A 24,674-nucleotide genomic window follows, 5' to 3' on the forward strand; every position below is an offset into this window, starting at 1 on the left:
GAGCAATTGAATAACCGGCCCAGAAAACGGCTGGGCTACCGGACACCGGCAGAAGTGTTCTGGGGTGAATATTCCGGGGCACTGTGAATGAGTGGTGCTGCGGTTATTGGTTGAATCCACGTTCACAATATTGTCAGACCTTAGTTTCATAGCATACTTTGTCTCAACTGCTTCTAAACCAGCCAGTGTAGAAACAATTTGACGGTTAACATTAACCGTATGAGGGCTGCCATTTTTGTGATATTTAACAACCGTTGGCCCAGGATCTTGACTAAGAATAAGCTTGTCATACGAAAGGTTGTCAGTTATCTCACCTTTCCAGGTAGACAAGATAATTACGGCCCCAGGGAAGTTTTTTCGGATAGCAGAAATTGATTGGCTGGTTATGCCCTCTTCTGACGAAGTCCCCGATGAATGGTGAACTGGGCCCTGTATGACAACGGTAATGTCCACATTATTGATGCTTTTCAAAGTCTGACCTTCCTTAGGTTCTATCTTAATCAAACCGAAAAACCTGGTGTTGCGCTAACTTTCAAGATTCAGTTGATTATTTATAATCAGGTTAAATAGCGCTTAGAGAAAAGCACGGTAGGTGAGCCGCCGGTGACACTTTTCCCGGATGAAATATACTGATATTCATCTGGCGTTCCACAGAAAATAACTTCGCTCTCAGGTATTTTTTTGTAAAATATTTCACGGTTGTTTTTAATTAGAAAGTTGTAAAGCGGGGCAATGTAGAGCTCCCCTTTTGCCCATTCAGACCGAGGTCGGCTTTCGTAGTCCTCAAAACTCTCAATAAAGTCAGACGCATGCGTGAAGTGGTAAAGCCCATCGCTGCAAAGGTTTGAAATGGGCTTTTTCTCAGCGGTTTCAGCAACGCGTTGGGAACCGCTGTCCATCGGACGTGCAAAAGACCAGTTGCTTCCCGTACCTTCAAATACTTCCAGAAAACCATCGCCAATCAGAGAAGGTTCCGGAAACTCGAAACCAGGCCGGAAGGTGTCAATATTGAATATGGTAACAGGTCCGTTTTCAATGCCGAGTTTTTTCAATGCAAGGTAAACGGTTTCTGCCTGCCCCCGGGTTTCTTTTTCCAGCGTTACAACGCGAAAATCAGAAATGCCCAAGGCTGTTGCCTTGGTTTGCACAAACTCTGCAGTGTCGAAAACATTGCGGATGATAAACACAAAGGGGTGAGTGGCAAAATAACGTTCAAAGCTGAGCACGGAATGTTCAAACAGTGTGCGGCCATGGGCTTCGAGCATGTACTTGGGTTTTTTATATCCGGCCTCGAAAAAGCGTGAGCTTAGTCCGGCCATAGGAATGATGATCATGGGGCTGTTGGTTCCGGTAATAGGGTGTAAAGCCTGAAAGCGTTTGCCAAAAGAGCATCCTGCCGTTCTGGCTGGTCTGCGTGCAAGGGCAGCATCGATAAAAACAGATGGATTTGCATGGCATACATTTCAGCAGCCGTTAAGCCAAAATGCTTTTCGATCAGCCTGAGAAACAGTTGCTGAATAGATTCCATCTTTTCGAAATGCGGTATGCTGAACTCAAGCCGGTTATCCGTAATGGTCAGTTCATGGGTACCCGCAATGATCCAGTCGTATAAGCCAAGAACCGAATGGCTTAGTTTGGCAATATCGTAGCGAATATCGCCATAAATGCTGAACTGGTTGTCCGTAGTGATGCCCCGGGGATCAATCACTTTGATTCGGTCGGTTCGAAAGTCATAGAGTATGTTACTGAAACAGAAGTCCCCATGCATCAGCGTAGCTGTAGACGGAGTTGCTGGAAGGTATGGCGTGCTCTTGCGCACCAGGTCGTTGATGGATAACTCAAGATAGTCCTGTGCCCCAGGCTCAGTCGCATAGAGGTAAAGTGCTGTCTCTGACACACCCCGCTCTTCACAAAAAACCTTAACCCGGGCGCGGGTTTTGTTCAGCAGGAGCTCATCAATAGACGAATGGGGCGTATCATCCTTCGCCGGGTACTTTAGGCAGTCCTTCAGAAAAACCACGCATTGGCGAAGGATTTTTTTCCAGATGAGCGGGGGAAGGTCTGCAAATACGTAAAGTTCGTTGAGTGCCGTGTGGTGCAGGTATTCCAGGCGATAGGTGAGGCGGTCTGCGTTTTCTTCTGATGTAGTCGTACCCAGAAATTGCGGCGTGTATTGCCGCATCATGGGCGGTAACTGCTCAAACCACTTTGCTTCACCGGCAATCTTTGCAGAATGAGTACCTGATTTCTCAATCCAGCGGCGTGTAATGGTCAGGTCGTTGAACACCCGCTGAGTGGTGAACGTAGATTTGGAGTGGTAGTAGGTGTTGGCGTGACCGAAATCCAGCCAGTTGTGGACGTTAATTGTTTCAAGCCCGTTGGTTTTGTTGTATCGCGATAAGCCGTTCAGAAAGCTCCAGTTAGACTGGGTGATACAGCGGATCAGTAAGCGGGGGCTGCTGAAGTTGAAGTAGCCGGTTACAACGCTGTACTTTTCCAGCTCCGGTGTTTCTGTACTGCTGACCAACCAGTTGTCTTCATCTTCGGTTACTACGGCCCAATCATAATTGTCATCAACCTTCGCGGTCGCTATGACATCCGTACCCGTTGGGATCGGGTCGATTAAGGTGTCACCAAACAGCACCTGAAGCGGTGCATCCAGTGGCTGTTCTGTCAGGTTAAGGGAAGCGACGAGCGAAGCGCCAAGGCTAAGGCCATCTGGCACAGATAGCAGGGTTACCCCGTGTTGATCAAGCCAGGCCTTGTCATGCGCTTCCACCGCAAAGGATTCGGGTAGCGAAAGAAAGATGCGAGCCCCTGTAGGGGCCAAATTTACCTGATGCTGAAACAACCGCCGGTTGCCCAAGGGCAAAAAACTCGGGGGCAAAGCACCGAATTCGGCGCGAAGCTCCAGGCTGATGTAATCAGCAGACATAATCAGGAACATGAGTGCTTCTCGGACTCAATCAGTTGCTGAATTTCGTCTGGTGACAGCCGAGTGAACTCAGAAGGGCGTATGGCACGATCGTCAACGTAGAAGCCTTCAAAGCCACACCAGGGTTTACCGACATGAATTTCATCGTAAGGCACCTCGTGTCGAGTCAGCCACTCGGTGATGATTGGCAAGGTATGTATGTTAATTTTTCCAACATTGCCGTCATACGTGCGCATATTTCGGGCAGTATGGATTATAATCTCGTAACCCATGGCTTTATAGCGCCGGAGAGTGTTTATTACCTCGATATTTGGCAACACTTCCCGGTAATCTGAAGTGTTAGCAAGAGTAATAGTTCCATCAAGGTCAACAACAAGTTTTTTCACGACTCATCCAGTTCAGGTTGAAAGTTGGCTTTAAAGTCACGTGTACAAGGTTTGATTTGCGCCCTGGATTGATTCCCAGACACTGTCCGCACTACGCAGGTCTTCAGGAGGCAGAGCCTGCCCTGACGTCACCAGAATTTTCGTGCCAATGCCCGCTGCGGAAGCTGCTTCCATATCTCCGCGCTTGTCGCCAATCATGATGCAGTGTTCTGCCGACAGTCCATACGCATCCAGGCCTGTGTTAATCATCCCGGGCTCAGGCTTACGACATTCACAGTTACGCGCCTCCTCTGGCCCGAAATCCGGATGATGAGGGCAGTGATAAACCCTGGTAATTGTTACATCCTGTTCAGCAAAACGTGCCACCATCCACTCGGTCAGCTCCTGAAATTGTGCTTCAGTGTACATCCCGCGGGCAATGCCTGACTGATTAGTGACCACAATCAGCAGGTAGCCTTGCTCCTGAAAGTACCGGCAAACGTCGAAAATGCCATCAACAAACTCAAAGTCTTCTTTGCGGTATACGTAACCGTGGTCCACGTTTATAACGCCATCCCGGTCCAGAAATACGGCCTTCCTGGTCATAGGTTTCGTTCCTGAGCGCAGCGGTCGAACATATTAATAACCTGCTCCGTTGTGATGTTTTGCATCAGTTCTTTGCCCTTGAGTCTCTGGCCCCAACGGCTTTGCTCCGGAGATTCGCCTCGTAGCTGTTTCAGGGCAGGGGTGTAGGCATCTACAACATAGTTCTGCCAGAGATAGGGGCCGGTACGCTTGGGATTGCTGTGGGCATAAAGGCCAATAACAGGAATGCCGGCGGCAACCGCCATATGTGCCGGGCCACTGTCTGGCGCAAGTACAACGCTTGCCTCGGAAATCAAGGCAAAGAGCTGCTTCAGGCTCGACTGGCCAACCAGGTTATACAGGGGGTGCTTGCTATGGGCTTGAATGCTTGCCGCCAACGCCTGCTCATGCTCTCCAGGCCCACCACAAAGATAAACGGAGAAGCCCTGGCTGGCGGCGTGGTCTGCAACAGCTGCGTACCGCTCGGGCAGCCAGTTTCGCTCAGGATCAGAGGCCGCTGGCGTGATAATCAGGCGTTTGTTACTGGATCCCTTAATCTGAGCGTGGGCCCACGCCTTGCTTTCTGCGTTGGTGGGGATGCACCACACTGGTGGATCAAGGGGGATGCCTAGCGCTTGTTGAAACTGCCGAAAATTGTCCAGCACGTGTGGTTTATCAGTTGGCTTGATGCGCTCATTGATAAACAGGCTATGCAATTCTTTGCTTTTTGCCTTGTCATAGCCAATACGCCGTTTCGCAGAGATGCACAGACTGGCAAGGTTGGCTCGCAGGGCAACTTGCATCACCATTAAAACATCGAATCTTTCGCCTTTAAGTTGGCGTCGAAGATTGCGGTAGCCGGCAAACCCTTGTTTTTTGTCAAACACTACAAGGTTCACGCCCGCCATACCATCCATCAGCGCGGCTTCTGCCTTGCCAATCACCCAGGTGATTTTGGCTTTGGGATAGTGTGTACGGATCGACTGCACGACAGCTGTTGCATTACAGGTATCCCCGATAGCAGACAAGCGCAGCAGACAAATGGAGCGAGGTACAGACAAGTCAGCCTCGAACTTTCTTGATCAGTCCAGTAGTGGAGCGGCCTTCTACAGTTGGCAGTATGGCAACCTCGCCACCGTTGTTCTGAACAAAGTCAGCTCCAACAACCGAGTCTATGGAGTAGTCGCCGCCTTTTGCCAAGACCTGCGGGCTGATTCGTTTGATCAGTTGTTCAGGCGTATCGTTTTCTTCAGGAGCGTCGCCAAAGGGGATTACCCAATCTGTACAGGCGAGGGCAGACAGTACTTCCATGCGATCTTCCAGTGAGTTTACCGGGCGACCCTCGCCTTTCAGGCGGCGTACGGAGGCATCGGAGTTCAGCCCTACCACTAAGCGATCGCCTAAAGCCCGGGCCTGGGTCAGGTAGCGCACGTGGCCAGCATGGAGAATATCGAAACAGCCATTAGTAAACACAATTCGTTCACCCTGCTGGCGGGCGTAGTCAATGTGAAGCAGGCTTTGCTCAACGCTCGGGTGGTAGCCGCTGGTCTTGGCAGACCACTGTCTGCTTGCGCGGGCCGCCAGCTCTTCTGGCGAAACTGTGGCAGCACCTAGTTTGGCAACAACAATGCCTGCAGCCAGATTGGCCAGCCACGCGGCCTGATGCAACTCAAAACCTGCGCTCAGCAAGGTGCCTAGAGTGGCTATAACCGTGTCGCCGGCCCCGGTAACATCGCTTACTTCCAGAACATCCGCCGGGAAATGGTGGTGCTCATTCTGGGTAATCAGGCTCATGCCCTGTTCGCTACGGGTCAGCAGCATAGTGTCGATACCGGCGTTGGTGAGCATGGAGCGGGCGGAAGACAGCAGAGTTTCTTCTGATGAGGTGTTGCCACCCGCCGCCTTGAACTCGGACAGGTTGGGGGTGATCACGGTGGCGCCCCTGTACAGGGAGAAGTCTTTGCTTTTGGGGTCTACCAGGACTGACTTGCCGGCACGTCGAGCTGTCTGAATAAGGTCTCCTACGCAGGCGAGAGTGCCTTTGGCGTAGTCACTGATAATGACGGTATTGTAGTCATTTGTCAGTTCGGTAAAGCGCTGCTTGATTTGTTCAGCTTGCTCCGGAAGAAACGCATCTTCCATATCAAGCCGCACCATCTGTTGATGACGGGAGATAATGCGGGTTTTGGATATGGTACGGACATCGTTCAGTGCCAGTAATTCCGAGTGAACCTTGTCGTCAGTGAGCAGGTTCTCAAGCAAACGCCCCTCGGAATCCTGACCAATAATACCAAGAAGGGAAGCCTTGCCATCCAGGTAAGCAATGTTTCTGGCAACGTTGGCAGCACCGCCAGCCCGGTCTTCGGTATGGGCCACCTGCACCACTGGAACAGGAGCCTCTGGTGAAATGCGGTTGGTGTCGCCGATGAAATAACGGTCAAGCATTACATCGCCAATCACCAGAACAGAAGCTGTCTGAAGCTGGTCCAGCCGAGCCAGATCAAGCATCAGTCAAGTCCTCCGGACAGCACCACCTCATCCATGGCTTCACACAACCAGTGGCCAATGAACATATGGGCTTCCTGAATGCGTGCTGTTTCGTCACTGTTGATAATGATGGGCAGTCTGGCAATGTCTTTTACCTGGCCACCATCCCGGCCGGTCAGGGCGACAGTAGCGGCGCCCATGTCGTTGGCGGCCTTCAGTGCCAGGTTAATGTTTTCACTCTGGCCGGATGTGGTCAGACCAATGACCAGGTCCTCAGGCTTGCCCAGGCCAAGAATCTGCCGCTCAAAAATGGTTTCGAATTCATAATCATTAGGGTGGGCGGTCAGAATGGAGGAGTCTGTCGTTAAGGCAATAGAGGCCAGGGGTACACGCTCTTGTTTGTAGCGCACCATGAACTCGGCAGCCAGGTGCTGTGAGTCAGCCGCACTGCCACCATTGCCCAGGAATATTACCTTGCCGCCTTTTTTCAGACACTCCCGGGTAAGCTCGAGCAGTTTTTCCGCCGATTCCTTATGGTGTTCCAGTACCGCGAAGGTTTTACGGTGCCGTTCCAGAGTGGCGAGGTAACTGCTTGACTGGGACATGGAAGCCTCCGGTGTGAAGTATTTCGGGTCGCGCCGGTATCGTGCGGCTGCGCGCACCGGCCAAAGGACAAAAGTATACCACGGAGGTCAGGGGCGTCACATATGCTTTTCCCGTACTAAACAACTGGTAATCGGAAGTTTACATGGGGCTACCAGTTGCCGGCTATGTCCCCACAGGAACGGTTTTAGGCGTGCGCAAAAGAGGTTAAGATAACGCCTTCACCCGGGTCTGTTCCAGGCCCGCCCGCACGGAATTCTCAGGAGTCTTACCATGATAGTCGTTACTGGCGGTGCCGGTTTCATCGGAGCGAATATTGTCCATGCGCTCAATCAGCGGGGAGAGACTGACATACTTGTCGTCGATGATCTGACCGATGGCACTCATTTTCGTAACCTGGCGGAACTGAATATTGCCGACTACATGGATAAAGCGGAGTTTCTGGAAAAGGTAAAGGCGAATGGCTTGCCGGAGGGTATCCGCGCTGTTTTTCATGAAGGCGCGTGCTCAGATACAACTGAGTGGGACGGTAAGTTCATGATGGAAAACAACTACACCTACTCGAAGGTGTTATTGCACTGGTGCCTTGAGCACAAGGTACCTTTCCTCTATGCATCCAGTGCGGCGGTGTATGGTGCCAGTAATGAGTTCCGGGAAACGTTTGAGTGTGAAAAGCCCCTGAACGTTTACGGTTACTCCAAGTGGCAGTTTGACCAGTATGTTCGCCGGCTGTTGCCAGAGATAAACAGCCAGGTTGTCGGTTTTCGCTATTTCAATGTGTATGGTCCGCGAGAGCAGCATAAGGGGAAGATGGCGTCAGTGGCCTACCACCTGCATAACCAGATTGGCGCCGGTGAAAACCCCAAGTTGTTTGAAGGTTGGGAAGGTTACCCCGATGGCGGTCAGCAGCGGGATTTTGTGTATGTAGACGACGTCTGCAAGGTGAACCTGTGGTTTTTTGATAACCCGGAAAAATCCGGAATTTTCAACCTGGGAACCGGGCGTGCCCAGTCGTTTCTTGATGTCGCCCATGCGGTTATTGCCCACCACGGCAAAGGGCAAGTCGAATTTATCCCGTTCCCTGATGAACTTAAGGGGCGCTATCAAAGTTTTACCCAGGCCAGTATTGAGCAACTGCGCGCTGCAGGTTACCAGGAGCCGTTTGCTGATGTGGCAACCGGAGTTGAGCACTACCTGCAGTGGCTTGAGCAATGAACTATCTGGTAGTTGGGCCGTCCTGGGTCGGCGATATGGTTATGGCCCAGGCGTTATTCATATCCCTGAAACAGCAGGATCAGAAGGCGAGTATTGATGTGCTGGCGCCAGGTTGGTCGCTGCCGATCATTGCCCGCATGCCTGAGGTTAATCAAGGTATTGCTGCACCCTGGAAAAGCGGCGAACTGGCCTTAAAGGCCCAGTGGCAGCTGGCACGAACCCTGAAAGGCTATGACAAGGCCATTATTCTGCCACGCTCGTTCAAATCTGCGTTGATCCCTTTCTTTGCCGGCATTCCTGAGAGGGTAGGGTTCAGCGGTGAAGGGCGTTCTGTATTGCTGACCGATGCCCGGCGCCGGCATTCGACTCGCAACGGATCGGTGATTACAGATAAAACAGTTTGGCGTTATATGGGGCTTGGGGTCAGTAAAGCTGATTATGAAGTCTACCAGTTTGATGTGCCGCAGCCGACCCTGACCATTGATGACGCCAACGTGAGAAGTGTGATGGCCAGTCTGGAGCTGGACCCGGAACGACCCGCTATCGCCATCTGTCCGGGCGCCGAGTTTGGCCCCTCCAAGCAATGGCCTCTGGAAAACCATAGAAGTCTTGCAGGAAAGCTGGTTCAGCAAGGCCACCAGGTCTGGATAATGGGAGGCCCGAAAGATAAGGATGCAGGCGATCAGGTCGCTAATGGCCAGAAGGGTGTATTCAATCTTTGTGGGAGAACCCGTCTGGAAGATACGGTGGACTTGTTCAGTCAGTGCCGGAAGGTTGTCAGCCATGACTCCGGCCTGATGCACGTGGCTGCGGCAGCGGGTGCGAAGGTAGTCGCCATTTACGGCTCCACCAGCCCGGATTTTACACCACCACTGACAGATAAGGCCTCTATTGTACGGTACCCGATCGAATGCAGTCCGTGCTTTGATCGAACTTGTCGTTTTGGCCATTACAAATGCCTGACCGGTATCTCCGTGCAGAAGGTTCTGGAGGCCTGTCAGTGAAACTCAGTGCCATGCTGATCACCAAAAACGCTGGGCCGGAGTTCGCTAAATGTCTGGAAAGCTTGACATTTGCGGATGAGATTGTAGTTCTGGATTCCGGGTCAACTGATGAGACCGTGACGATTGCAGAGCAGTTTGGGGCGCGCATTTTCACGACTGAGGACTGGCCGGGGTTTGGGCCACAGCGTCAGAGAGCCCAGAGTTATGCCCGGGGGGAGTGGTTGTTCTGGGTTGATACTGACGAGGTGGTCACAGACGAGCTGGCGACGTCTATTCAGCAGGCCATCGGGCAGGCAACTGAGAACCAGGTATTTCAGGTAATACGCTTATCCTGGTTCTTTGGGCGCTTTATCCGGCACTCTGGCTGGTACCCCGATAAGGTAGTGCGTTTGTACCGGCGTAAAGAGTACGGATATAACGATGCGGTGGTGCATGAAAAGGTGCACTGTCCGGGGGCTGCTGTAGATACCCTGAAAGGGGATTTATTGCACTACACCGCTACGGACTTTGCCAGTTACATGACAAAGTCTGTACGTTACGCCTCGGACTGGGCCGAAGAGCGGGCACAACGAGGCAGGAAAGCGTCACTGCTTTCGGCCTGTGGCCACAGTGCCGGGGCATTTGTCCGGAAGTATATGCTGCAAAGAGGCTTTCTCGACGGCCGGCATGGCTTTTTGCTGGCCGTAACTACCGCCATTTATGCGTTCAATAAATACGCAGCGCTCTGGATTAAAACCCGCCGTTGACGGTTTCTTCCAGTACTTTTAAAAGATCTTCGGAAGATCGCTGTACGTGAAAGTGTGAGGCGATTCGTTCCCGGGCCTTTTTGCCCATGCTGGTGCATAGCTCAGGGGATTCATACAGCTGCTGAATGCCCGCAGCTATCTCCTCTGCACTTCCTGGTGTTACACGTATGCCGGAAACCCCATCTTCAATGAGCTCTGCGCTCCCCCCGGTGTCACTGACGATCGGCGCAACGCTATACGCCATGGCTTCAATCACCGTTTTCGGGAGTCCTTCCCGTTTGGTTGATGCCAGCACGGATGTCTGGCAGGAAGCAATAATTGCCGGAGCATCGGTCCTGAATCCCGTCAGGTGAATTCTGTCTGCCATTGGGCTGGCCTGTATTAACGCCTGAACCTCGGGGTTGTCCATACCTCTGCCGACCAGGAGTAAATGTATATTGCTGTCCCGGGGTAGCAAGTGGGTCGCCTTCAGCAGGATAGGCAGCCCTTTTCTTGGGCGGATGTTAGCCACCGATCCTACTACAAAGGCATTTTCTGGCACATCAAACTGTTGGAGGTTCACTGGAGTATCCTGGTACCAGTCAGGATCGTGACCCTTGTAAACCGCGCATACCTTGCTTTTCTTGCCCCAGACCTGCTTTTGCAGGTCATCACGGGTTGCCTTGGAAACGCAGACAATCCGGTCCACCCTCGGACTGAGATGGGTAAGGTAACCGCTTGGGTCCCAGCGATTGATGTTGCCTGTCTGGCCCCGATAAGTCAGAACCTTGACCGGAAGCCCAATGGCTGCGAGGTTCGTATTGGCAATGGCCTTGTTATTAAAGCAGTAAACTGCATCAAAACGGCCATCTTTCAAAAGCTGGCGTATTCTGCGAATCGCTTCTGGTTCTATTTTCTTTCGGGGGTGGAACTCGTGCACTTTGATGCCATTTGCCTCAAAGCGCGAATGGTATTCTGTGTCGGGTTGCGTCATCAGCTCAACATGTACACCGAGCTTTGCAAGCCCGATGAGCATTTCAGCTTCCGGGCGAACCGAGTTCCAGGTATCAGTATAGGAACTGATAACGAGTAGCTTCACAGTTATATGTCCTTTTAGGTCGGTCTCACTTAAACTGCACGTATTTAACCATCCAAAGGCCTTTGTTGGTATGCATATCTGCCACGTCAATCTTGCCAGTGGGTTCTCTGGTGGTGAGCGACAAACAGTTAATCTGATTCGAGAGCTTGCGCTGAAGGGCATCAAACAAACACTTGTTGCCCGCCCCGGCAGCCGGTTACACCAGGAATTGCAGGATGTTCCAAAACTGAGATTCCGGTTCTGTCGGCACTTTCTTCTAGGCCACCAATCCGGAAAGTGGGACTTGATTCACTGCCATGATGGACGGTCCGTTTACTGGGCATACTTTGAGTGGTTGCTGCGCAGGACTCCGTATATTATCACCCGCAGGGTAGACAATCCGCTGGGTAAGGGCAGGCTTACGCGCTCCGCATATCAGTCTGCACGTTGTGTTGTATGCCTTAGTAACGCGATCGCAACCAGTGTTGAGGAGCGGATACCTGCCGCTTCTACGGTTGTTATTCCCTCAAGCTTTTCGAAACTTTCAGCTGTGAGTAGCGAAACTCATGCTGTCAAAGAGCGCTACCATGGCAAAAAACTGGTCGGCCAGGTGGGCAGATTGTTGATGCATAAAGGGTATCACGTCACGATCGAGGCAGCCCGTGCGTTACAACGTAAACATCCGGATGTGGTGTTTGTGTTTTTGGGCGAGGGGCCGGATGAAAACGAGTTAAAAAAACAGGCCCAGGATCTCGGTAACGTGTTCTTTGTCGGATACCAGAGCAATGTCGGTAGTTGGCTGGCGGCTATGGATGTGTTTGTCTTTCCTTCTTTGCATGAGGGGCTGGGCTCGACCGTTCTGGATGCCATGCAGTTTGGTGTCCCGGTTATTGGTGCTGATGCGGGTGGTATACCGGACATGATTGAGGATGGTGTTACCGGGCAGCTGGTGGCACCAGGCAACTCTGTAGAGCTGGCTGCAGGTATCGAAAAGGCCCTTGAAGACCAAGTAATGGCGAGCGCAATGGCGGAGCGCGCGCGCGAGCAATTACCACGCTTCAGCCCGGGCCACATTGCGGACTGCTATTTTAGCCTGTACCGCAAGCTAATCACGAAGGAAGCGAGGTAGCCCCGCTACAGCTAGGACTGCTTCTCTTTATAAGGGTCAGGCTCGCCCGGTGGCCGGTGCCTTAAGCGCTTATATTCCCACTGATACTGACGTGGCGACTGGCGAATAACCTGCTCTACAGTCTGGTTCAGGGCGGTTGCTGCCACAACAGGGTCGGGGCTGGTCAGGCCTGGCGCTGTTTCCTCCACAACCATCCGGAAGCCCTTGGCGTCAGGAAGCCTTTCAGCGTAGGTCACAAGGGCGTTAGCGCCGGTTTTCTGCATCAGCTTTGCAACCAGGGTCATGGTTCGTACGTCCATCCCAAAAAACGGTGCAAAAACGTTGGTTTTCCCTCGCGGAGACTGATCGGGCAATATGCCAACGACGCCGCCTTCTCTCAGAATCTCCATCATTCTGATAAGGCCGCGCCGGTCTCCGCGAACCAGCTCTGACCCAAGCCGGCCCCGTACCTTGATCATGTACTCTTCGAATTCGGGGATGTTTGGCGGGCTGTAAAGCGCAGCCATTTCATGCTGCGACGAGAAGTACAAACCGGCCAGCTCCCAGTTTCCCAGGTGCGGAGCGAGCAGGATAAGGCCTTTTTTACTGGCCAGAGCCTGGTCAACCAACTCCAGCCCTCGGGTTTCACGCACCAGACTCAGGCATTTTTCTACGGGCCATTCCCACATTAAAGGAATTTCCATTGCGGTCATGCCCGTATGTTGCATGGATGCGAATGAAAGCGCTTTGCGCTCCTTGCCGGACAGCTCTGGCAAGCAGATATCCAGGTTTATATCGGTTACTCGCCGCGACTTTGTGGGCAACCTCCAGGCGAGGCCACCAAGGAACTGTCCGATTTTCTGGGCGCCCCTTAAACTCAGCATGCTTGTCAGGCGTAATAATGAGGCGATCGTATAATACTTTAGCTTTCTCATGTGGGTTTTTGGTTATCCAGAGAAAAGAGTGGAAGCTGGTCAAGCGGATATTAACATATGCTCCAGGTGGTATACGCTAATCAACCGGCTTGCCGTGCTTCTTGACACGGCGGCGAAGCCAGTAATTTTTACTGAAGTTGATGACTGAGCTCTGCAATGGGCTAAATTGCATTAGCTGATAATAGCGTTTGTTGAATATTTCCAGTTGCGTACGGCTCAGCTCCCCGTTAGTCCTGAGCTTTGCTAAGTCCTTGCCTATGTGTAGCAGTGTTAGGGGGTTCATGCCACGGAACACTCGGGCACGGCCGAAATCTATAAAACTGAGAGACACCGGTTGACTGTGTGTGCAAATGAAGTTCTCGCGCTGTGGGTCCAGAAGGACTACGTGCTTTTTATGTATGCCAGCGATCAATGCAGCGAGGCTTTGTAGCGATTGTTCATTTGACCAGTCAACAGCAGATCCCGGCAAAAAGGTTCGTAAATGAAGTGTGCCGGAGATTCGTGCGCTGTGTTTTACATTAAGGTATCCGATAGAATCGGGTGTGTTGAGACCCTCCAGTCGCTTTAATGCATCATGCTCTCGCTGCCAGATCTTTCGGTAATCCTTGCGCCCGGGAAAGTGGGTATAACGCTTTAACACGTAACCATTTTCCGTCAAAAACACTTCACGTAAAGTGTTATACGCCCATCTCTTTTTGATGAGTGCCAGGTCATGAGTGGCCGCTACCGTCTTTATAACTTTATTTTTATTGAGAAACGATAGCTCCTCTGGGTGCCAGTCTGGTGACTGTCGGTTGGGTGTATTCATGCTAAAAGTTGCTTCCGGGATCATTCGTTGGTTCTGGGAGCTCACGGTCAATGAGCATCCAGAGACTTGTAAATATTAGTTGGAGTGGGTTGAACAGGTGTAATCACAGCCGCTGAAACTCCTCCCAGGCTTGTTGCCTGTCGCCCAGTTCCCACGCAATGCGCTTATAGAAACGACGAATGCGTCTTTCGATATAACGTCTGCGCCATACGGGAATGGCTGCAAGCATATTCTGGGCGCCTGGTGCTCCCAAACCGTCAACAAGAAACAGCTCAGGTTGGTTATTCCGTTGGGCAATAACCAGGTTATGCGGCAAGAGATTTCGCGTCAGTATGCCTGTCTTTTCAAGCCATTTACATAAACGCTGTACGGCAGCCTGAATGGGGGCGTCAAAGCCATATTTCTGCAAGTGGCTTTCAAGGGTGGGGGCGGGATTTCCGTGCTCCTCCAGCAACAGCTCACTTTCATTGGCCGCACCGAGGGATGTTTCGGTTTCGCCGTAAAACCGGGGGAGGTGTTGCCAGACATGGCTTTCCTGGCCCTGTCTGATCAGCGATACTATCGCGCTCTGCTGATGTGCAAGCTGTTCCTGTTTGTTGTCGTTAATCCGTGATTTGCCAAGCAGTTTCTTGAGCGGAGTCTGTCTTTGATACCGGGCTTCTATATTCTCCGGGCGGATCACTTTCAGGCAGCGGTCAGGCGCGTTCGGGTGCTGGTAGCAGTGGCGATTATACCCTGACGCAAAAGGCGTTTGGTGTGAAAGGTCTATCACTGGTAAATTTTCCGTTGGCAACTGGAGCCTGATGGTTATGAGCTTGACTGAATCAACAAAACGCTGTCTGGCGCTCGGCGATTGTAACACAGAGGGTTTTCGAACCCTTCAGGGACCAGTCTGGGCCCGGCAGGTTGCAGAAGTTTTAGGACTTGAGTTAAAAAACTGTGGGCATACCATGAGTACGACTCGGGAACTGCTGCAGTATGCGGCGGCATTTCCACCATCGGAGTATGCACTCGTGTTTATCCAGTACGGGCTGGTGGACTCCTGGCTGACGTTCCGCGGTGCGCCTTACGTGCTCTACTATCCCGATAACCCACGGCGAAAACTGGCAAGAAAGCTGGTTAAAAAGCTTAAGAAGTGGGCGCGCTCATTACGACTCCAGAAACGACTCGGCGCTGTCGAGCAAGTGCCTTTGGATGAGTACATTGAAAACGTGCGGTCGGTACTGAAATCCGCTCCGGGAAGTCAGTTTGTTCTTGTAGCTACTGCCCCGAACTGTGATACGCCACGGAACCCGAGAATCCGAAAATACAACGCAGCCCTTTCAGACCTTGCCGATGAAGAACAGAACGCAATCTATATTGATGCGTGGGATGAGCTTTGGCGGGATCGCGAGGCGTGCCTGATGGATGATGGAACTCACCTGACACCCCATGGGCACCACGTTGTGGCAGAACATGTACTTAGAGCTCTCAGGCCGGAGAGCCCCCGCTAAGAAGCTCATAATAAAACTCCTCTGTCCGGCTTGCCATGGCCTCAAGTGTCAGCTCTTGCGAGGCATTTTCAAAGCACTGCTGCTGACTCGCTTTCAGGCTTTCCAGGTCCGAGAGGTGCTCTGACAGCAAGGCCTGGAGGGCATCAAGGCTGGTTGAGCGGGCAATGCTTTCAGCAGGAAGCAGATCCAGCGCGCCATTGACGGGTGTTGAGAGCACCGGGCAACGAGCGAGCAAGGCCTCTACCAGTACATAGGGAAACCCCTCACGTTCCGAGCTGATAACGCATAAAGAAGCCTGCCTGAGCCAGGCTGAGGGGTTGCTTTCGTAGCCGGGCAACTTCACCAGATCATCCGCCCCAAGCTCCTGAGCCAGCGCGCTTAGCCTGGCTGCCTCGCTGCCCGAGCCCAGAATATAGAGTGGTAACGGTGGCTTGAGTGCCGCCCATGCACAGATCAGATGTTCAAATTGTTTGACGGGTTCGAGGCGGCCTGTCGCAAGCGCAAAGGCTTGAGCGTGGGGCAGCGGGTGAGTTGTTGTACCTTCGCCACTCTGGGGCGGGATTCCGTTGTGAATCAGTTTAGTATTGGGGTGTGCAAGTGCCCGGAGGATGCCTTTACTTACGCAGATTACACCAGCCAGCTTGCAGAAATCCTTATGGCTTGATTTGGTGCCGTGAACGGTGCCCACGGTTATGGATTTCTGCCCTCCCACCCTTGATAGCAGGCTCGCTGCCTTATTGCCCTGAGCGTGAAGGATATCGGGTGAGAGTTTGCGAAGAGTCTGCTTTAATCGCAGCGTCAGCAGAGGGTTTCGGCGCCCCCACTGCACAGGTAAAGCGTGAAAGTTAACGGTGGCGGAAAAGCGCTGCTGATAAGCGCGGTGCGCCAGGACATGAACATCATGCCCCCGGCGTGCAAGCTCGTGTGAAAGATCGGCTGTATGTTTTTCCATGCCACCCCAGTTCCCGCCTGGGGTGGCGATCAGCTGGACAATAGTAAGGTATCCGAAAGCCTTCATGCCAACGGGGGCTCAATGCCAAGAACCTTGCGGTAAACCTTCAACGTCGCCTCCGTCTGAGCCAGAAGCCGAAAGCGAAAAGGTATTTCAATTTCTGGCTTCGGGTCTTCCAGCAGTCTGAGTGCCACCCGGGCAAACTCACGGGTGTCGTCGGGGGTTACAAGGCCGTCTGGGAAGCAGGCCTGCAGGGTCTCGGCAGCGCCGCCGCGGTTGAAGGCAACAACCGGCGTGCCTGAAGACAGTGCTTCGGTGACGGTGCGGCCGAAGGGTTCGGGTTTTGTGGACATATGACACACCAGGTCTGAGAAAGCATATAACTCCGCCATATCGCTCCGCTGTCCGAGAAACGTTACCTTGTCGGCCAGCCCGAGTTTTTCCCGGCGGTGCCTGAGTTCCTGCAGGAAGCGCTCTTTGCCGGGTTCCGCGCCGCCCACAATAATGCCATGGCACTCAGGTTTCTCTCGCAGAATGTCTTGCATGGCTTCAAGAAACTGCAGCTGGCCTTTCCAGCGGGAAATGCGGCCTGGCATCATCAGGATGCGCTTGTTCTCAAGGTGCGGGTACTCGGCAAACAGGGATTGCTGCCAGTCCTCGCTCAGTGCCTGTTGCTGAAAGTACGCTACATCCACACCCCGCTGTATTACCGTCAGCTGCTCTTCAGGAACTTGGTAGTTTTGGGTGATGTAACCACGCACGCAGTCTGAAACAGCAATGACATGATCAGACTTTGCCATCACGGCGCTGTAGGGGGTGACCGAATACATGCCGTGAAACGTGGAAACCAGGGCAGGGCGCTCATCCTCGGGTAAGCCCCTCCAGGCCAGGCGTACAATCCATGCAGGCATGCGTGAGCGCACATGAACAATGTCCGGCTTTATTTCCCGGAGCAGGTTGCGCATGGGGCGGACCTGTAGCATAGACAAGGGAGACTTACGGTGAATCGGCATCTGGATGTGGGTCGACCCCTGCTCCTGAAGGTCAGTCGCCAGCGGGCCGCCACTGGAGACTACAAAAGACTCATGGCCGTGGCGTATCAGGTCAGATGCAAATTCCACTGTGCCTCTTTCTACACCGCCACTGTACAGAGCCGGCAGTGCCTGAAGAATTCTCAAGTGTTCGTCCTCTTCTGTGTTTTTTGCGTTTTCCCGGCGCTTGCAAAGAGCCAGCGCCGGATGACCCATTGCGCCGCCCGGTCAGCCTCCCAGAGAGCGTTTTCCGGACCGCTTCTGGCTTCCATTACCGTAGCATGATCATCCCAGCGAGCCACATAGTTCATTGCAACCAGCCGCTGAACACCAGAGGCGACGCGGCTGTGGGAGCGCTCGGGTAGCTGGAACAGACCGGTGGGCACAGCCGATGTTGCAGCTTCACACACCATCGACATGCTGTCGGGAGTTACCCAGACTGCCCGGGAGGCTGCCATACGTTCATTTAGCCAGTTCTCAGGGGTTTTATCCGGATTTTCCACGGTAATGTGTGGGGCTGAGAGGTGCGCTAGCTGTGTCCGCAGAGAGTTGGGTGTCCGCCGGGAGCCGCTGATGGTCCAGCGCCATTGTGGGTAGTTCTCCATTAGACAGGTAATTTGCCCGAGCACGGCTTCGTTATTCCAGTCAAAATGCGGGGAGGGCCCGCCCAGCAATATCAGTGCTTCGGGCTTGTCGGGCAGGTGGGTAACCGGGGTCACTGTATTGATCACCCCTTCCGTGATCAGAGTATTGCGGTTAGCTGGAACTCCATCGTGAGCGGGAATGATGGCCCCATCAACCCACCGTCGCGGGAACCCTGGCTTCATCAAAACCAGTGTTCTGGCATTGCTGCGCCGCAGGGATAGCAGCAGTTTATGAGTGCCACTGCCGGCTGCGACAATCAGATCCGCACGTGGCAGCGAGCTATCCAGTGCCGGGGGGCGGGCTGACAACGCCCGCCACAGCGGAACTTTTACTTCCCCGGCGTTGATCCAGAACAGGCTGGCACCGGCTTTTACCCGTAGCCGGTTGCCCAGTCCCTTCAATTGATTGCGGTGCCCGGGCTTGTTGTCGGTCAGCATCCAGACAGCCGGTGCGCTTACGGTGGCTTTATTTATTGCCATAAAAGCCCGGGGCGTTTTTATCCGGCCGTGTTTTGAAACGCCGGTGCATCCAGAGGTATTGATCCGGTGCACGCCTTATTTCACGTTCAATCACACGGTTGATTTCAGTAGCATCCTGAAGATCGTCACCACTGGGAAAGCCTTCAAGCGGCGGGTGGAAATAAATATCGTAGCCGGGCCCGTCTTCCCGGCGAAAATGGCTGAAGGGCACAACTTTGCACTGGCTGCGGCCGGCAATGCGCGACGTGGCGGTAATGGTGCCCGTGGGAATACCGAAAAAGGGAGCAAACACAATGTCTTTTCGGCCATAGTCCTGATCGGTGGCGTACCACACAGTGCGGTTTTTCTTCAGGCTGCGGAACAGCCCGCGCAGGTCACGTGCACCCAGAACCGTGCCATAGCGACGCCCCCGGGCGCGGGTCATAACGGCGTTCATCAGCGGGTTGTTATGATCCCGCTGCATAATGTCCGCCTCAATGTATTCAGTCACCAGGCTGCCACCAAGGTCAAGGGTGCTGTAATGACCGCCAAGCAAGAGTACACCTTTGCCCTCCGCCAGGGCGTTATCCAGATGCTCTTTGCCATGAATCTCAGTAATGCCGGTCAGCTTTGACGGGTCCCGGAACCAGGCAATGCCCAGCTCCATCACACCAATCCCGTTCGCTATGAAAGAGTTGCGAACCAGAGCACCCTGTTGTGCCTGGGTGAGTTCTGGAAAACACAGCCGTATATTAACCTCGGTGATATGGCGGCGGCTGCGGGCAAAGCGCCACGCCAGAAGCCCGACCCCCTTACCAAGCCACCATTGAAAACGAACAGGGAGCTGGGCCGCGCTCCACATCAGGGCAATACCGGCCCAGGTGGGCCACCAGCGAGGATGGCGATAGGCCGAGTAATCCGTATTGCGCGGCTGTTTACGGTATTTCTTCTTCACTGGAAGCAGATCCTGCTGTGTCTGTGGGTTACTGGCAGGCTATAGTGCCCGGCCGGGTCTGCCGGAAGCAAACCCAAACGCTTTAATATATGATAACGCACCGGTTTATCAGGAGTCCTGTGTGCTTCATTTTATTTACTCACAACTCATACGGTTGATGTTGCCGTTTATACTTCTGCGGTTATGGTGGCAGGGACGGCAGGCACCGGAATTGCGCATTAACTGGCAGCAGCGCCTGGGCTTTGCGCCCCGGGAGCATGGCAAGGTGGTGTGGGTGCATGCTGTGTCTGTAGGTGAAACCATTGCCGCGGCACCAATGGTGCGGCGTCTGCTGGCCAGAGACCCGGAAATTACCATTCTGATGACCGCCATGACAGACACAGGCCTTACCCAGGCGATGAAAATGTTTGGTGATCAGGTGGAGTATTCTTACGCCCCTTACGACACCCCGGGCGCAATACGCCGTTTTCTGAACCGCGTTCACCCTAATATTCTCGTGATCATGGAAACGGAAATATGGCCGAACATGATACGCCAGTGCCGGTCCCGGCATGTGCCGGTTTTTTTGATCAACGCCCGGCTTTCCGAGCACTCAGCCCGGGGGTACGAGCGTGTAAAACGACTGGTTGCCCCTATTATGGGCAGTATAAGCTGGGTAGCTGCCCAGGCAGACAAGGATGCTGAGCGGCTTCGCAGGATCGGGGTTGCGGCATCCAGAATTGCGGTCACCGGCAGCGTAAAGTTTGATGTGGATATTCCCGCGGCTGTGCAGGATGCATCACGCCAGCTGAAAGAATCGCTTTCTGAACGGCCCGTCTGGATTGCTGGCAGCACCCATGAAGGGGAGGATGCCCGGCTGCTGGCGGCACATAAGCGGCTTTTACAGCATCATCCCGGCGCACTCCTGATTATTGTCCCCCGCCACCCGGAGCGGTTTGATGCTGTCGCTGAACAGATTCGCCAGCAGGGGCTTTCTTTAGTTCGGCGCTCGTCCGGAAGCGACCCCACAGATGCTCAGGTGTATCTGGGCGACACCATGGGGGAGCTGATGATGCTTTACGGTGCCAGTGATGTGGCCTTTGTGGGCGGTTCGTTAATTGAGCGCGGCGGACACAATCCGCTGGAGCCGGCGGGGTGGGGTATACCGGTTATATCCGGGCCCCATGTGTTTAACTTTGAAACCATCTATCAAAGTCTGCGGGATGACGGAGGAGTGACCATCGTCAGCAATGAAGACGAACTGTCGTCCCGTTTGCAGGTGCTGTTTGATGACTCCGGTGAGCGTGAGAACAGCGGCGAGCGAGCCCTGGCCGTGGTCAATAAAAACAAGGGTGCTCTGGATAAGGTAATCGATGGGATTATGGAAAGAGTCTGAATCGGCCCTGCTCAGGGGCGAAAGGGTAAGGGCGAGGCGTCATGTGCCTCACCCTGTCTTCACTGATCTGTCAGGCAGGTGTTAACTGGCCGGGTCGTCGAGAGTTTCCTCATCATTAGCCAGAGCTTCAATGCCAGGGGCGTTTGCACTCAGCCAGTTGTTCAGTTCAATCAGATCCTGAGGGCTGAGAGTGCCGGCAGCCTGCTTGAGTTGCAGAGTGTTGTTCACATAGTCATAGCGGGCGTTGGCATAGTCTCTCAGGGCCACATAGTAGGCCCGCTCCGCATCCAGAACCTCTACAATATTCCGGGTACCTACCTCATAGCCGGCGCGGGTGGCATCCAGTGCACTCCGGCGGGAAATAATCGTTTGCTCCAGGGCCGAGGCGGTTTCCACATTGTTGTTGATGGTCAGAAACAGGCTGCGGGTATTCACGCGCACGTCACGGCGCACAGTGTTCAGAGACTGCTCGGCAACGGTTACCAGTGATCTTTGCTGACGCACACCGGCCTGGGTACCGCCGCCAGTATACAGGGGCACATTCAGGTTCAGAGCGATAACACCCTGGGTGGTTTCGCCATCACGGGGAGCAGTCGGCCGGTTCTGTTCAATTCCATGGGTATCGGACTTCCCGTAAGATGCACTCAGGTCCAGAGTCGGGTAGTGGCCAGCTTTGGCCTGCTTCAGCGTTGATTCGTTTGCTTTCAGGTCATAAAGAGCCGACTGAACAGACCAGTTCTGCTCCAGTGCCGTCATTTCCCAGGCGGTCGGGTCCATCGGGTCAGGGCGGCCCAGAGGGAAGCTCTGGCGCAGATTTTCCAGATCTTCCGAGTATTCGCCGGTTAAACGGGCCAACTGTTCCCGGGCAATGTTGAGCTGGTTTTCGGCGGCAATGCGCATGCTTTTGCTGTCGTCATAGGTGGCGCGGGCTTCGTATACTTCGGTAATAGCAATCAGCCCCACATCGAAACGCTCCTGGGCCTGCTCGTACTGGCGCTGGATGGCCGCTTCGCTGGCCCGCGCTGTGGTCACCGTATCCTGAGCCCGCAACACATTGAAGTAAGCTGTAGCCACATCAAGAATCAGCTGCTGCTGAGCCAGGTTGTATTGCGCGCGTGCAGAGTCTGTCTGGAACTGGCTGGCATCATACTGAAACCAGGAGTCTGCCTTGAAAAGGGGCTGGGTCAGCTGCACGCCATAGTTAAACTCACGATAGCTGTTGTCCTGACTGGGACCATCAACATCAATGTGCTGGGCATCACCAAACGCACCGATTTGCGGCAACAGGGAGCTCTTGCTGACATCACTGGCAGCCTGCTGGGACTCAAACCTGGCCTGGGCCGCGGCAATGCCGGAGTCGTAAGAGAGTGCTTTCTCATAGGTCTCGATAAGATCCAGTGAGAGGGCAGGTTGTGCCACCATGAGGCCAATAAGTCCGGAAAGCAGTCGTTTCTTCATTAATACTCCTGATACATGTGCGCGCCTGCGCCCGCTCACGTAATTAGCCGGGCACAAAAAGTAAACCAGATCGCCTATTATGGACAATAATGGCCCCCAGCTCTACACTTGCAGATTACACTCAGTTTGAGTGTTGAAAATGACCGACTCGCGTCTTGACGGGGTGCTGGCTGTCTGATGTATCAGATAACCGGCTGAGATTGTACTGCAGAACCCGAAACCTGATCCGGATAATGCCGGCGTAGGGATTAAGACCAGACCATCAAAGAGCGTGCGCTGCCAGTTTTTCGCCGGCAGTGTGTCCCGCTCCGTCATGCGCGACCCGAAAACCATAAAAATGCTCCGGGAGCGAATGATGACAGATCTTCCAGCCTATCTCAGTGATTCTGTTCGTGTAGACTCAGCGGCAATACAGCCATTGCCGGGGTCCCGCAAGGTGTACGTAGAGGGCAGTCGCCCGGACCTGCGGGTACCCATGCGCGAAGTTGTGCTGCAGGACACACCCACGGAAATGGGCGGCGAGAAAAATGCCCCGGTGGTGGTGTATGACACCTCCGGTATTTACACCGACCCAAACGCCACCATCGATCTGCGCAAAGGCCTTCCGGCCATCCGTGCCGCCTGGATCGCAGAACGGGAAGACACGGCCCCGCTGGCCGATTACACCTCCGAGTTTACCCGCCGGCGCATGCGCGATCCACAACTGGACCCACTGCGCTTCACCGATGAGCGTAAGCCACTGCGTGCCCTGCCGGGTAAAAACGTCAGCCAGATGCATTACGCCCGGAAGGGCATCATCACGCCGGAAATGGAATTTATCGCCATTCGTGAGAACATGAAACTTCAGGAAGCCCGCGAACAGGGCCTGGTGGACGACCAGCACCCGGGCCAGTCCTTCGGTGCCAGCATTCCCGCGGAAATTACCCCTGAGTTCGTACGCAGCGAAGTCGCCCGGGGCCGGGCGATCATCCCCAGCAATATCAACCACCCGGAATCCGAGCCCATGATCATTGGTCGCAACTTCCTGGTGAAGATCAACGGCAACATCGGCAACTCGGCAGTGACCTCTTCCATTGAAGAGGAGGTGGAAAAACTCACCTGGGGCATCCGCTGGGGCTCAGACACCATCATGGACCTGTCCACGGGTAAAAACATCCACGAAACCCGCGAATGGCTCATCCGCAACTCACCGGTACCCGTGGGCACCGTGCCCATCTACCAGGCACTGGAAAAAGTAGGCGGTGTGGCCGAGGACCTCACCTGGGAAATCTTCCGGGATACCCTTATTGAACAGGCCGAGCAGGGCGTGGACTACTTCACTATTCACGCTGGCGTGCGCCTGCACCACGTACCCATGACCGCCAAACGCACCACCGGGATTGTCTCCCGTGGAGGCTCCATCATGGCCAAATGGTGCCTGGCCCACCACAAAGAAAGCTTTTTGTACGAGCACTTCGAAGACATCTGCGAAATCATGAAAGCCTACGATGTCGCCTTCAGCCTCGGCGACGGCCTGCGCCCCGGCTCTGTAGCCGATGCCAACGACGCCGCCCAGTTCGGCGAACTGGAAACCCTGGGCGAACTCACCAAAATCGCCTGGAAGCACGACGTACAATGCATGATCGAAGGCCCGGGCCACGTGCCCATGCAGTTGATCAAAGAGAACATGGACAAGCAGCTGGAATGCTGCGACGAAGCCCCGTTCTACACCCTCGGCCCACTGGCCACCGATATAGCGCCCGGCTACGACCACATTACCTCTGGCATCGGCGCGGCCATGATCGGCTGGTACGGCTGCGCCATGCTCTGCTACGTCACGCCCAAGGAACACCTGGGCCTGCCCAACAAAGACGACGTGAAAACCGGCATCATCACCTACAAAATCGCCGCCCACGCTGCCGACCTGGCCAAAGGCCACCCCGGCGCGCAGATCCGCGACAACGCACTCTCCAAGGCAAGATTCGAGTTCCGTTGGGAAGACCAGTTCAACCTTGGCCTGGATCCGGACACAGCCCGCGCCTTCCACGACGAAACCCTGCCCAAGGAATCCGCAAAAGTGGCCCATTTCTGCTCCATGTGCGGCCCGAAATTCTGCTCAATGAAAATCTCCCAGGAAGTCCGCGACTATGCAGCCAAGCATGGCATTGACGAGATTTCTGCCGTGGACATCGGCATGAAAGAGAAATCCCGGGAGTTCGTGGAATCCGGGGGTAAGCTTTACGATAAAGTTTGAACTGGCTCGCAGGACCGAGAGCTTGTACTAAGCGGCCAGCACAGCATTTAGTCGGGTGAAGCGGAGCAGGCTGCCCAAAACTGTGCGGAGCCATGGATGGCGGAGCCCAAGCGTCACAAGGACGTGCCGCAAGGAGCGTGTTTTGGGCAGCCTGCTCCGATTCAGCCAGCCCCCAATGCCTGCAGCCCCAACTCCCCCATCGCAAGCTTGCAATAAACAACACCAA

The 24,674-nt window shown here is 54.0% G+C and carries 23 protein-coding genes, 1 pseudogene and 1 riboswitch; of the genes and pseudogenes, 7 read left to right on the top strand and 17 right to left on the bottom strand.

Annotated features, from left to right (window positions below; all coding sequences use genetic code 11):
* Window positions 1-129: 129 nt before the first annotated feature.
* The 8 genes and pseudogenes from FFI95_RS15610 to FFI95_RS14520 all read right to left on the bottom strand — a co-directional run.
* Window positions 130-453: pseudogene (locus FFI95_RS15610) on the bottom strand (WavE lipopolysaccharide synthesis family protein); the annotation flags it as partial.
* A 104-nt stretch (window positions 454-557) separates the two neighbouring features.
* On the bottom strand, window positions 558-1,334 hold the full coding sequence (locus FFI95_RS14490) for a glycosyltransferase family 2 protein (RefSeq protein ID WP_144823728.1): 777 nt from the start codon (window positions 1,332-1,334) through the stop codon (window positions 558-560).
* Window positions 1,331-2,935: a capsular biosynthesis protein gene (locus FFI95_RS14495; protein WP_246069528.1), complete on the bottom strand. Its 1,605-nt coding sequence runs from the start codon at window positions 2,933-2,935 to the stop codon at window positions 1,331-1,333. The genes FFI95_RS14490 and FFI95_RS14495 overlap by 4 nt, the downstream gene beginning before the upstream one ends.
* Before the next feature lie 2 nt (window positions 2,936-2,937).
* Complete coding sequence (locus FFI95_RS14500; RefSeq protein ID WP_144823732.1) at window positions 2,938-3,321, bottom strand: HAD family hydrolase; 384 nt, start codon at window positions 3,319-3,321, stop codon at window positions 2,938-2,940.
* Between the two features lie 36 nt (window positions 3,322-3,357).
* The gene (gene gmhB, locus FFI95_RS14505) at window positions 3,358-3,906 is read right to left on the bottom strand and encodes a D-glycero-beta-D-manno-heptose 1,7-bisphosphate 7-phosphatase (RefSeq protein WP_144823734.1); all 549 of its coding nucleotides are present in this window, start codon (window positions 3,904-3,906) and stop codon (window positions 3,358-3,360) included.
* Window positions 3,903-4,946: a glycosyltransferase family 9 protein gene (locus FFI95_RS14510; RefSeq protein WP_144823735.1), complete on the bottom strand. Its 1,044-nt coding sequence runs from the start codon at window positions 4,944-4,946 to the stop codon at window positions 3,903-3,905. The genes gmhB and FFI95_RS14510 overlap by 4 nt, the downstream gene beginning before the upstream one ends.
* A gap of 1 nt (window position 4,947) precedes the next feature.
* Entirely contained in the window at window positions 4,948-6,396 is a 1,449-nt protein-coding gene (gene hldE / locus FFI95_RS14515; protein WP_425463068.1) for a bifunctional D-glycero-beta-D-manno-heptose-7-phosphate kinase/D-glycero-beta-D-manno-heptose 1-phosphate adenylyltransferase HldE, read from the bottom strand.
* Window positions 6,393-6,977 carry a D-sedoheptulose-7-phosphate isomerase gene (locus tag FFI95_RS14520; RefSeq protein ID WP_144823739.1) on the bottom strand — a complete coding sequence of 195 codons (585 nt, stop codon included), beginning with the start codon at window positions 6,975-6,977 and terminating at the stop codon, window positions 6,393-6,395. Before FFI95_RS14520 ends, hldE begins: the two co-directional genes overlap by 4 nt.
* A 271-nt stretch (window positions 6,978-7,248) precedes the next feature.
* Here FFI95_RS14520 and rfaD point away from each other — a divergent pair, with 271 nt between their 5' ends.
* From rfaD to FFI95_RS14535, 3 genes are read left to right on the top strand one after another with little or no spacing between them, the layout of a single operon-like run.
* Window positions 7,249-8,190, top strand: coding sequence for an ADP-glyceromanno-heptose 6-epimerase (gene rfaD, locus FFI95_RS14525; RefSeq protein WP_144823740.1), 942 nt, complete (start codon window positions 7,249-7,251; stop codon window positions 8,188-8,190).
* Window positions 8,187-9,194, top strand: coding sequence for a lipopolysaccharide heptosyltransferase II (gene waaF / locus FFI95_RS14530; protein WP_144823742.1), 1,008 nt, complete (start codon window positions 8,187-8,189; stop codon window positions 9,192-9,194). The genes rfaD and waaF overlap by 4 nt, the downstream gene beginning before the upstream one ends.
* A complete protein-coding gene (locus FFI95_RS14535; RefSeq protein WP_144823744.1) occupies window positions 9,191-9,940 on the top strand; it encodes a glycosyltransferase family 2 protein in 750 nt (249 codons plus the stop codon). Before waaF ends, FFI95_RS14535 begins: the two co-directional genes overlap by 4 nt.
* On the opposite strand, the gene FFI95_RS14540 is transcribed toward FFI95_RS14535, so the two are convergent.
* Window positions 9,924-11,018: a glycosyltransferase family 4 protein gene (locus FFI95_RS14540; protein WP_144823746.1), complete on the bottom strand. Its 1,095-nt coding sequence runs from the start codon at window positions 11,016-11,018 to the stop codon at window positions 9,924-9,926. The two genes, FFI95_RS14535 and FFI95_RS14540, sit on opposite strands and share 17 nt — an antisense overlap.
* Before the next feature lie 70 nt (window positions 11,019-11,088).
* Here FFI95_RS14540 and FFI95_RS14545 point away from each other — a divergent pair, with 70 nt between their 5' ends.
* The gene (locus FFI95_RS14545; protein WP_144823748.1) at window positions 11,089-12,126 is read left to right on the top strand and encodes a glycosyltransferase family 4 protein; all 1,038 of its coding nucleotides are present in this window, start codon (window positions 11,089-11,091) and stop codon (window positions 12,124-12,126) included.
* An 11-nt stretch (window positions 12,127-12,137) separates the two neighbouring features.
* Here the strand turns inward: FFI95_RS14545 and FFI95_RS14550 are convergent, their stop codons facing one another.
* The 3 genes from FFI95_RS14550 to FFI95_RS14560 all read right to left on the bottom strand — a co-directional run bounded on the left by FFI95_RS14550 (window position 12,138) and on the right by FFI95_RS14560 (window position 14,620).
* On the bottom strand, window positions 12,138-13,040 hold the full coding sequence (locus tag FFI95_RS14550; RefSeq protein WP_144823750.1) for a lysophospholipid acyltransferase family protein: 903 nt from the start codon (window positions 13,038-13,040) through the stop codon (window positions 12,138-12,140).
* A gap of 76 nt (window positions 13,041-13,116) precedes the next feature.
* The gene (locus FFI95_RS14555) at window positions 13,117-13,848 is read right to left on the bottom strand and encodes a BUD32 family EKC/KEOPS complex subunit (protein WP_144823752.1); all 732 of its coding nucleotides are present in this window, start codon (window positions 13,846-13,848) and stop codon (window positions 13,117-13,119) included.
* 103 nt (window positions 13,849-13,951) lie between these two features.
* Window positions 13,952-14,620 carry a YrbL family protein gene (locus tag FFI95_RS14560; protein ID WP_144823753.1) on the bottom strand — a complete coding sequence of 223 codons (669 nt, stop codon included), beginning with the start codon at window positions 14,618-14,620 and terminating at the stop codon, window positions 13,952-13,954.
* A gap of 37 nt (window positions 14,621-14,657) precedes the next feature.
* Between FFI95_RS14560 and FFI95_RS14565 the strand changes: the two genes are divergently transcribed.
* Window positions 14,658-15,341: an SGNH/GDSL hydrolase family protein gene (locus FFI95_RS14565; protein ID WP_144823755.1), complete on the top strand. Its 684-nt coding sequence runs from the start codon at window positions 14,658-14,660 to the stop codon at window positions 15,339-15,341.
* On the opposite strand, the gene FFI95_RS14570 is transcribed toward FFI95_RS14565, so the two are convergent.
* The 4 genes from FFI95_RS14570 to lpxL all read right to left on the bottom strand — a co-directional run bounded on the left by FFI95_RS14570 (window position 15,319) and on the right by lpxL (window position 19,382).
* The gene (locus tag FFI95_RS14570) at window positions 15,319-16,293 is read right to left on the bottom strand and encodes a glycosyltransferase (protein ID WP_246069529.1); all 975 of its coding nucleotides are present in this window, start codon (window positions 16,291-16,293) and stop codon (window positions 15,319-15,321) included. The genes FFI95_RS14565 and FFI95_RS14570 overlap by 23 nt on opposite strands.
* Window positions 16,294-16,355: 62 nt before the next feature.
* Window positions 16,356-17,471, bottom strand: a complete 1,116-nt coding sequence (locus FFI95_RS14575) for a glycosyltransferase family 4 protein (RefSeq protein WP_144823759.1) — start codon at window positions 17,469-17,471, stop codon at window positions 16,356-16,358.
* Window positions 17,468-18,448 (bottom strand): mitochondrial fission ELM1 family protein, encoded by a 981-nt coding sequence (locus tag FFI95_RS14580; RefSeq protein WP_144823760.1) that lies wholly within the window; start codon window positions 18,446-18,448, stop codon window positions 17,468-17,470. Before FFI95_RS14580 ends, FFI95_RS14575 begins: the two co-directional genes overlap by 4 nt.
* A complete protein-coding gene (gene lpxL, locus FFI95_RS14585; RefSeq protein ID WP_144823762.1) occupies window positions 18,435-19,382 on the bottom strand; it encodes an LpxL/LpxP family Kdo(2)-lipid IV(A) lauroyl/palmitoleoyl acyltransferase in 948 nt (315 codons plus the stop codon). The genes FFI95_RS14580 and lpxL overlap by 14 nt, the downstream gene beginning before the upstream one ends.
* Before the next feature lie 121 nt (window positions 19,383-19,503).
* Between lpxL and waaA the strand changes: the two genes are divergently transcribed.
* Window positions 19,504-20,757: a lipid IV(A) 3-deoxy-D-manno-octulosonic acid transferase gene (gene waaA, locus FFI95_RS14590; RefSeq protein WP_144823764.1), complete on the top strand. Its 1,254-nt coding sequence runs from the start codon at window positions 19,504-19,506 to the stop codon at window positions 20,755-20,757.
* 81 nt (window positions 20,758-20,838) lie between these two features.
* Here the strand turns inward: waaA and FFI95_RS14595 are convergent, their stop codons facing one another.
* Window positions 20,839-22,215: a TolC family outer membrane protein gene (locus FFI95_RS14595; RefSeq protein WP_144823765.1), complete on the bottom strand. Its 1,377-nt coding sequence runs from the start codon at window positions 22,213-22,215 to the stop codon at window positions 20,839-20,841.
* A 149-nt stretch (window positions 22,216-22,364) separates the two neighbouring features.
* A riboswitch (TPP riboswitch) is annotated at window positions 22,365-22,480 on the top strand.
* 90 nt (window positions 22,481-22,570) lie between these two features.
* Here FFI95_RS14595 and thiC point away from each other — a divergent pair.
* Window positions 22,571-24,448, top strand: a complete 1,878-nt coding sequence (thiC, locus tag FFI95_RS14600) for a phosphomethylpyrimidine synthase ThiC (RefSeq protein WP_144823767.1) — start codon at window positions 22,571-22,573, stop codon at window positions 24,446-24,448.
* Window positions 24,449-24,674 lie beyond the last annotated feature (226 nt).

Source organism: Marinobacter piscis (genome assembly GCF_007671655.1).
GTDB classification, from domain to species: Bacteria; Pseudomonadota; Gammaproteobacteria; order Pseudomonadales; family Oleiphilaceae; genus Marinobacter; species Marinobacter piscensis.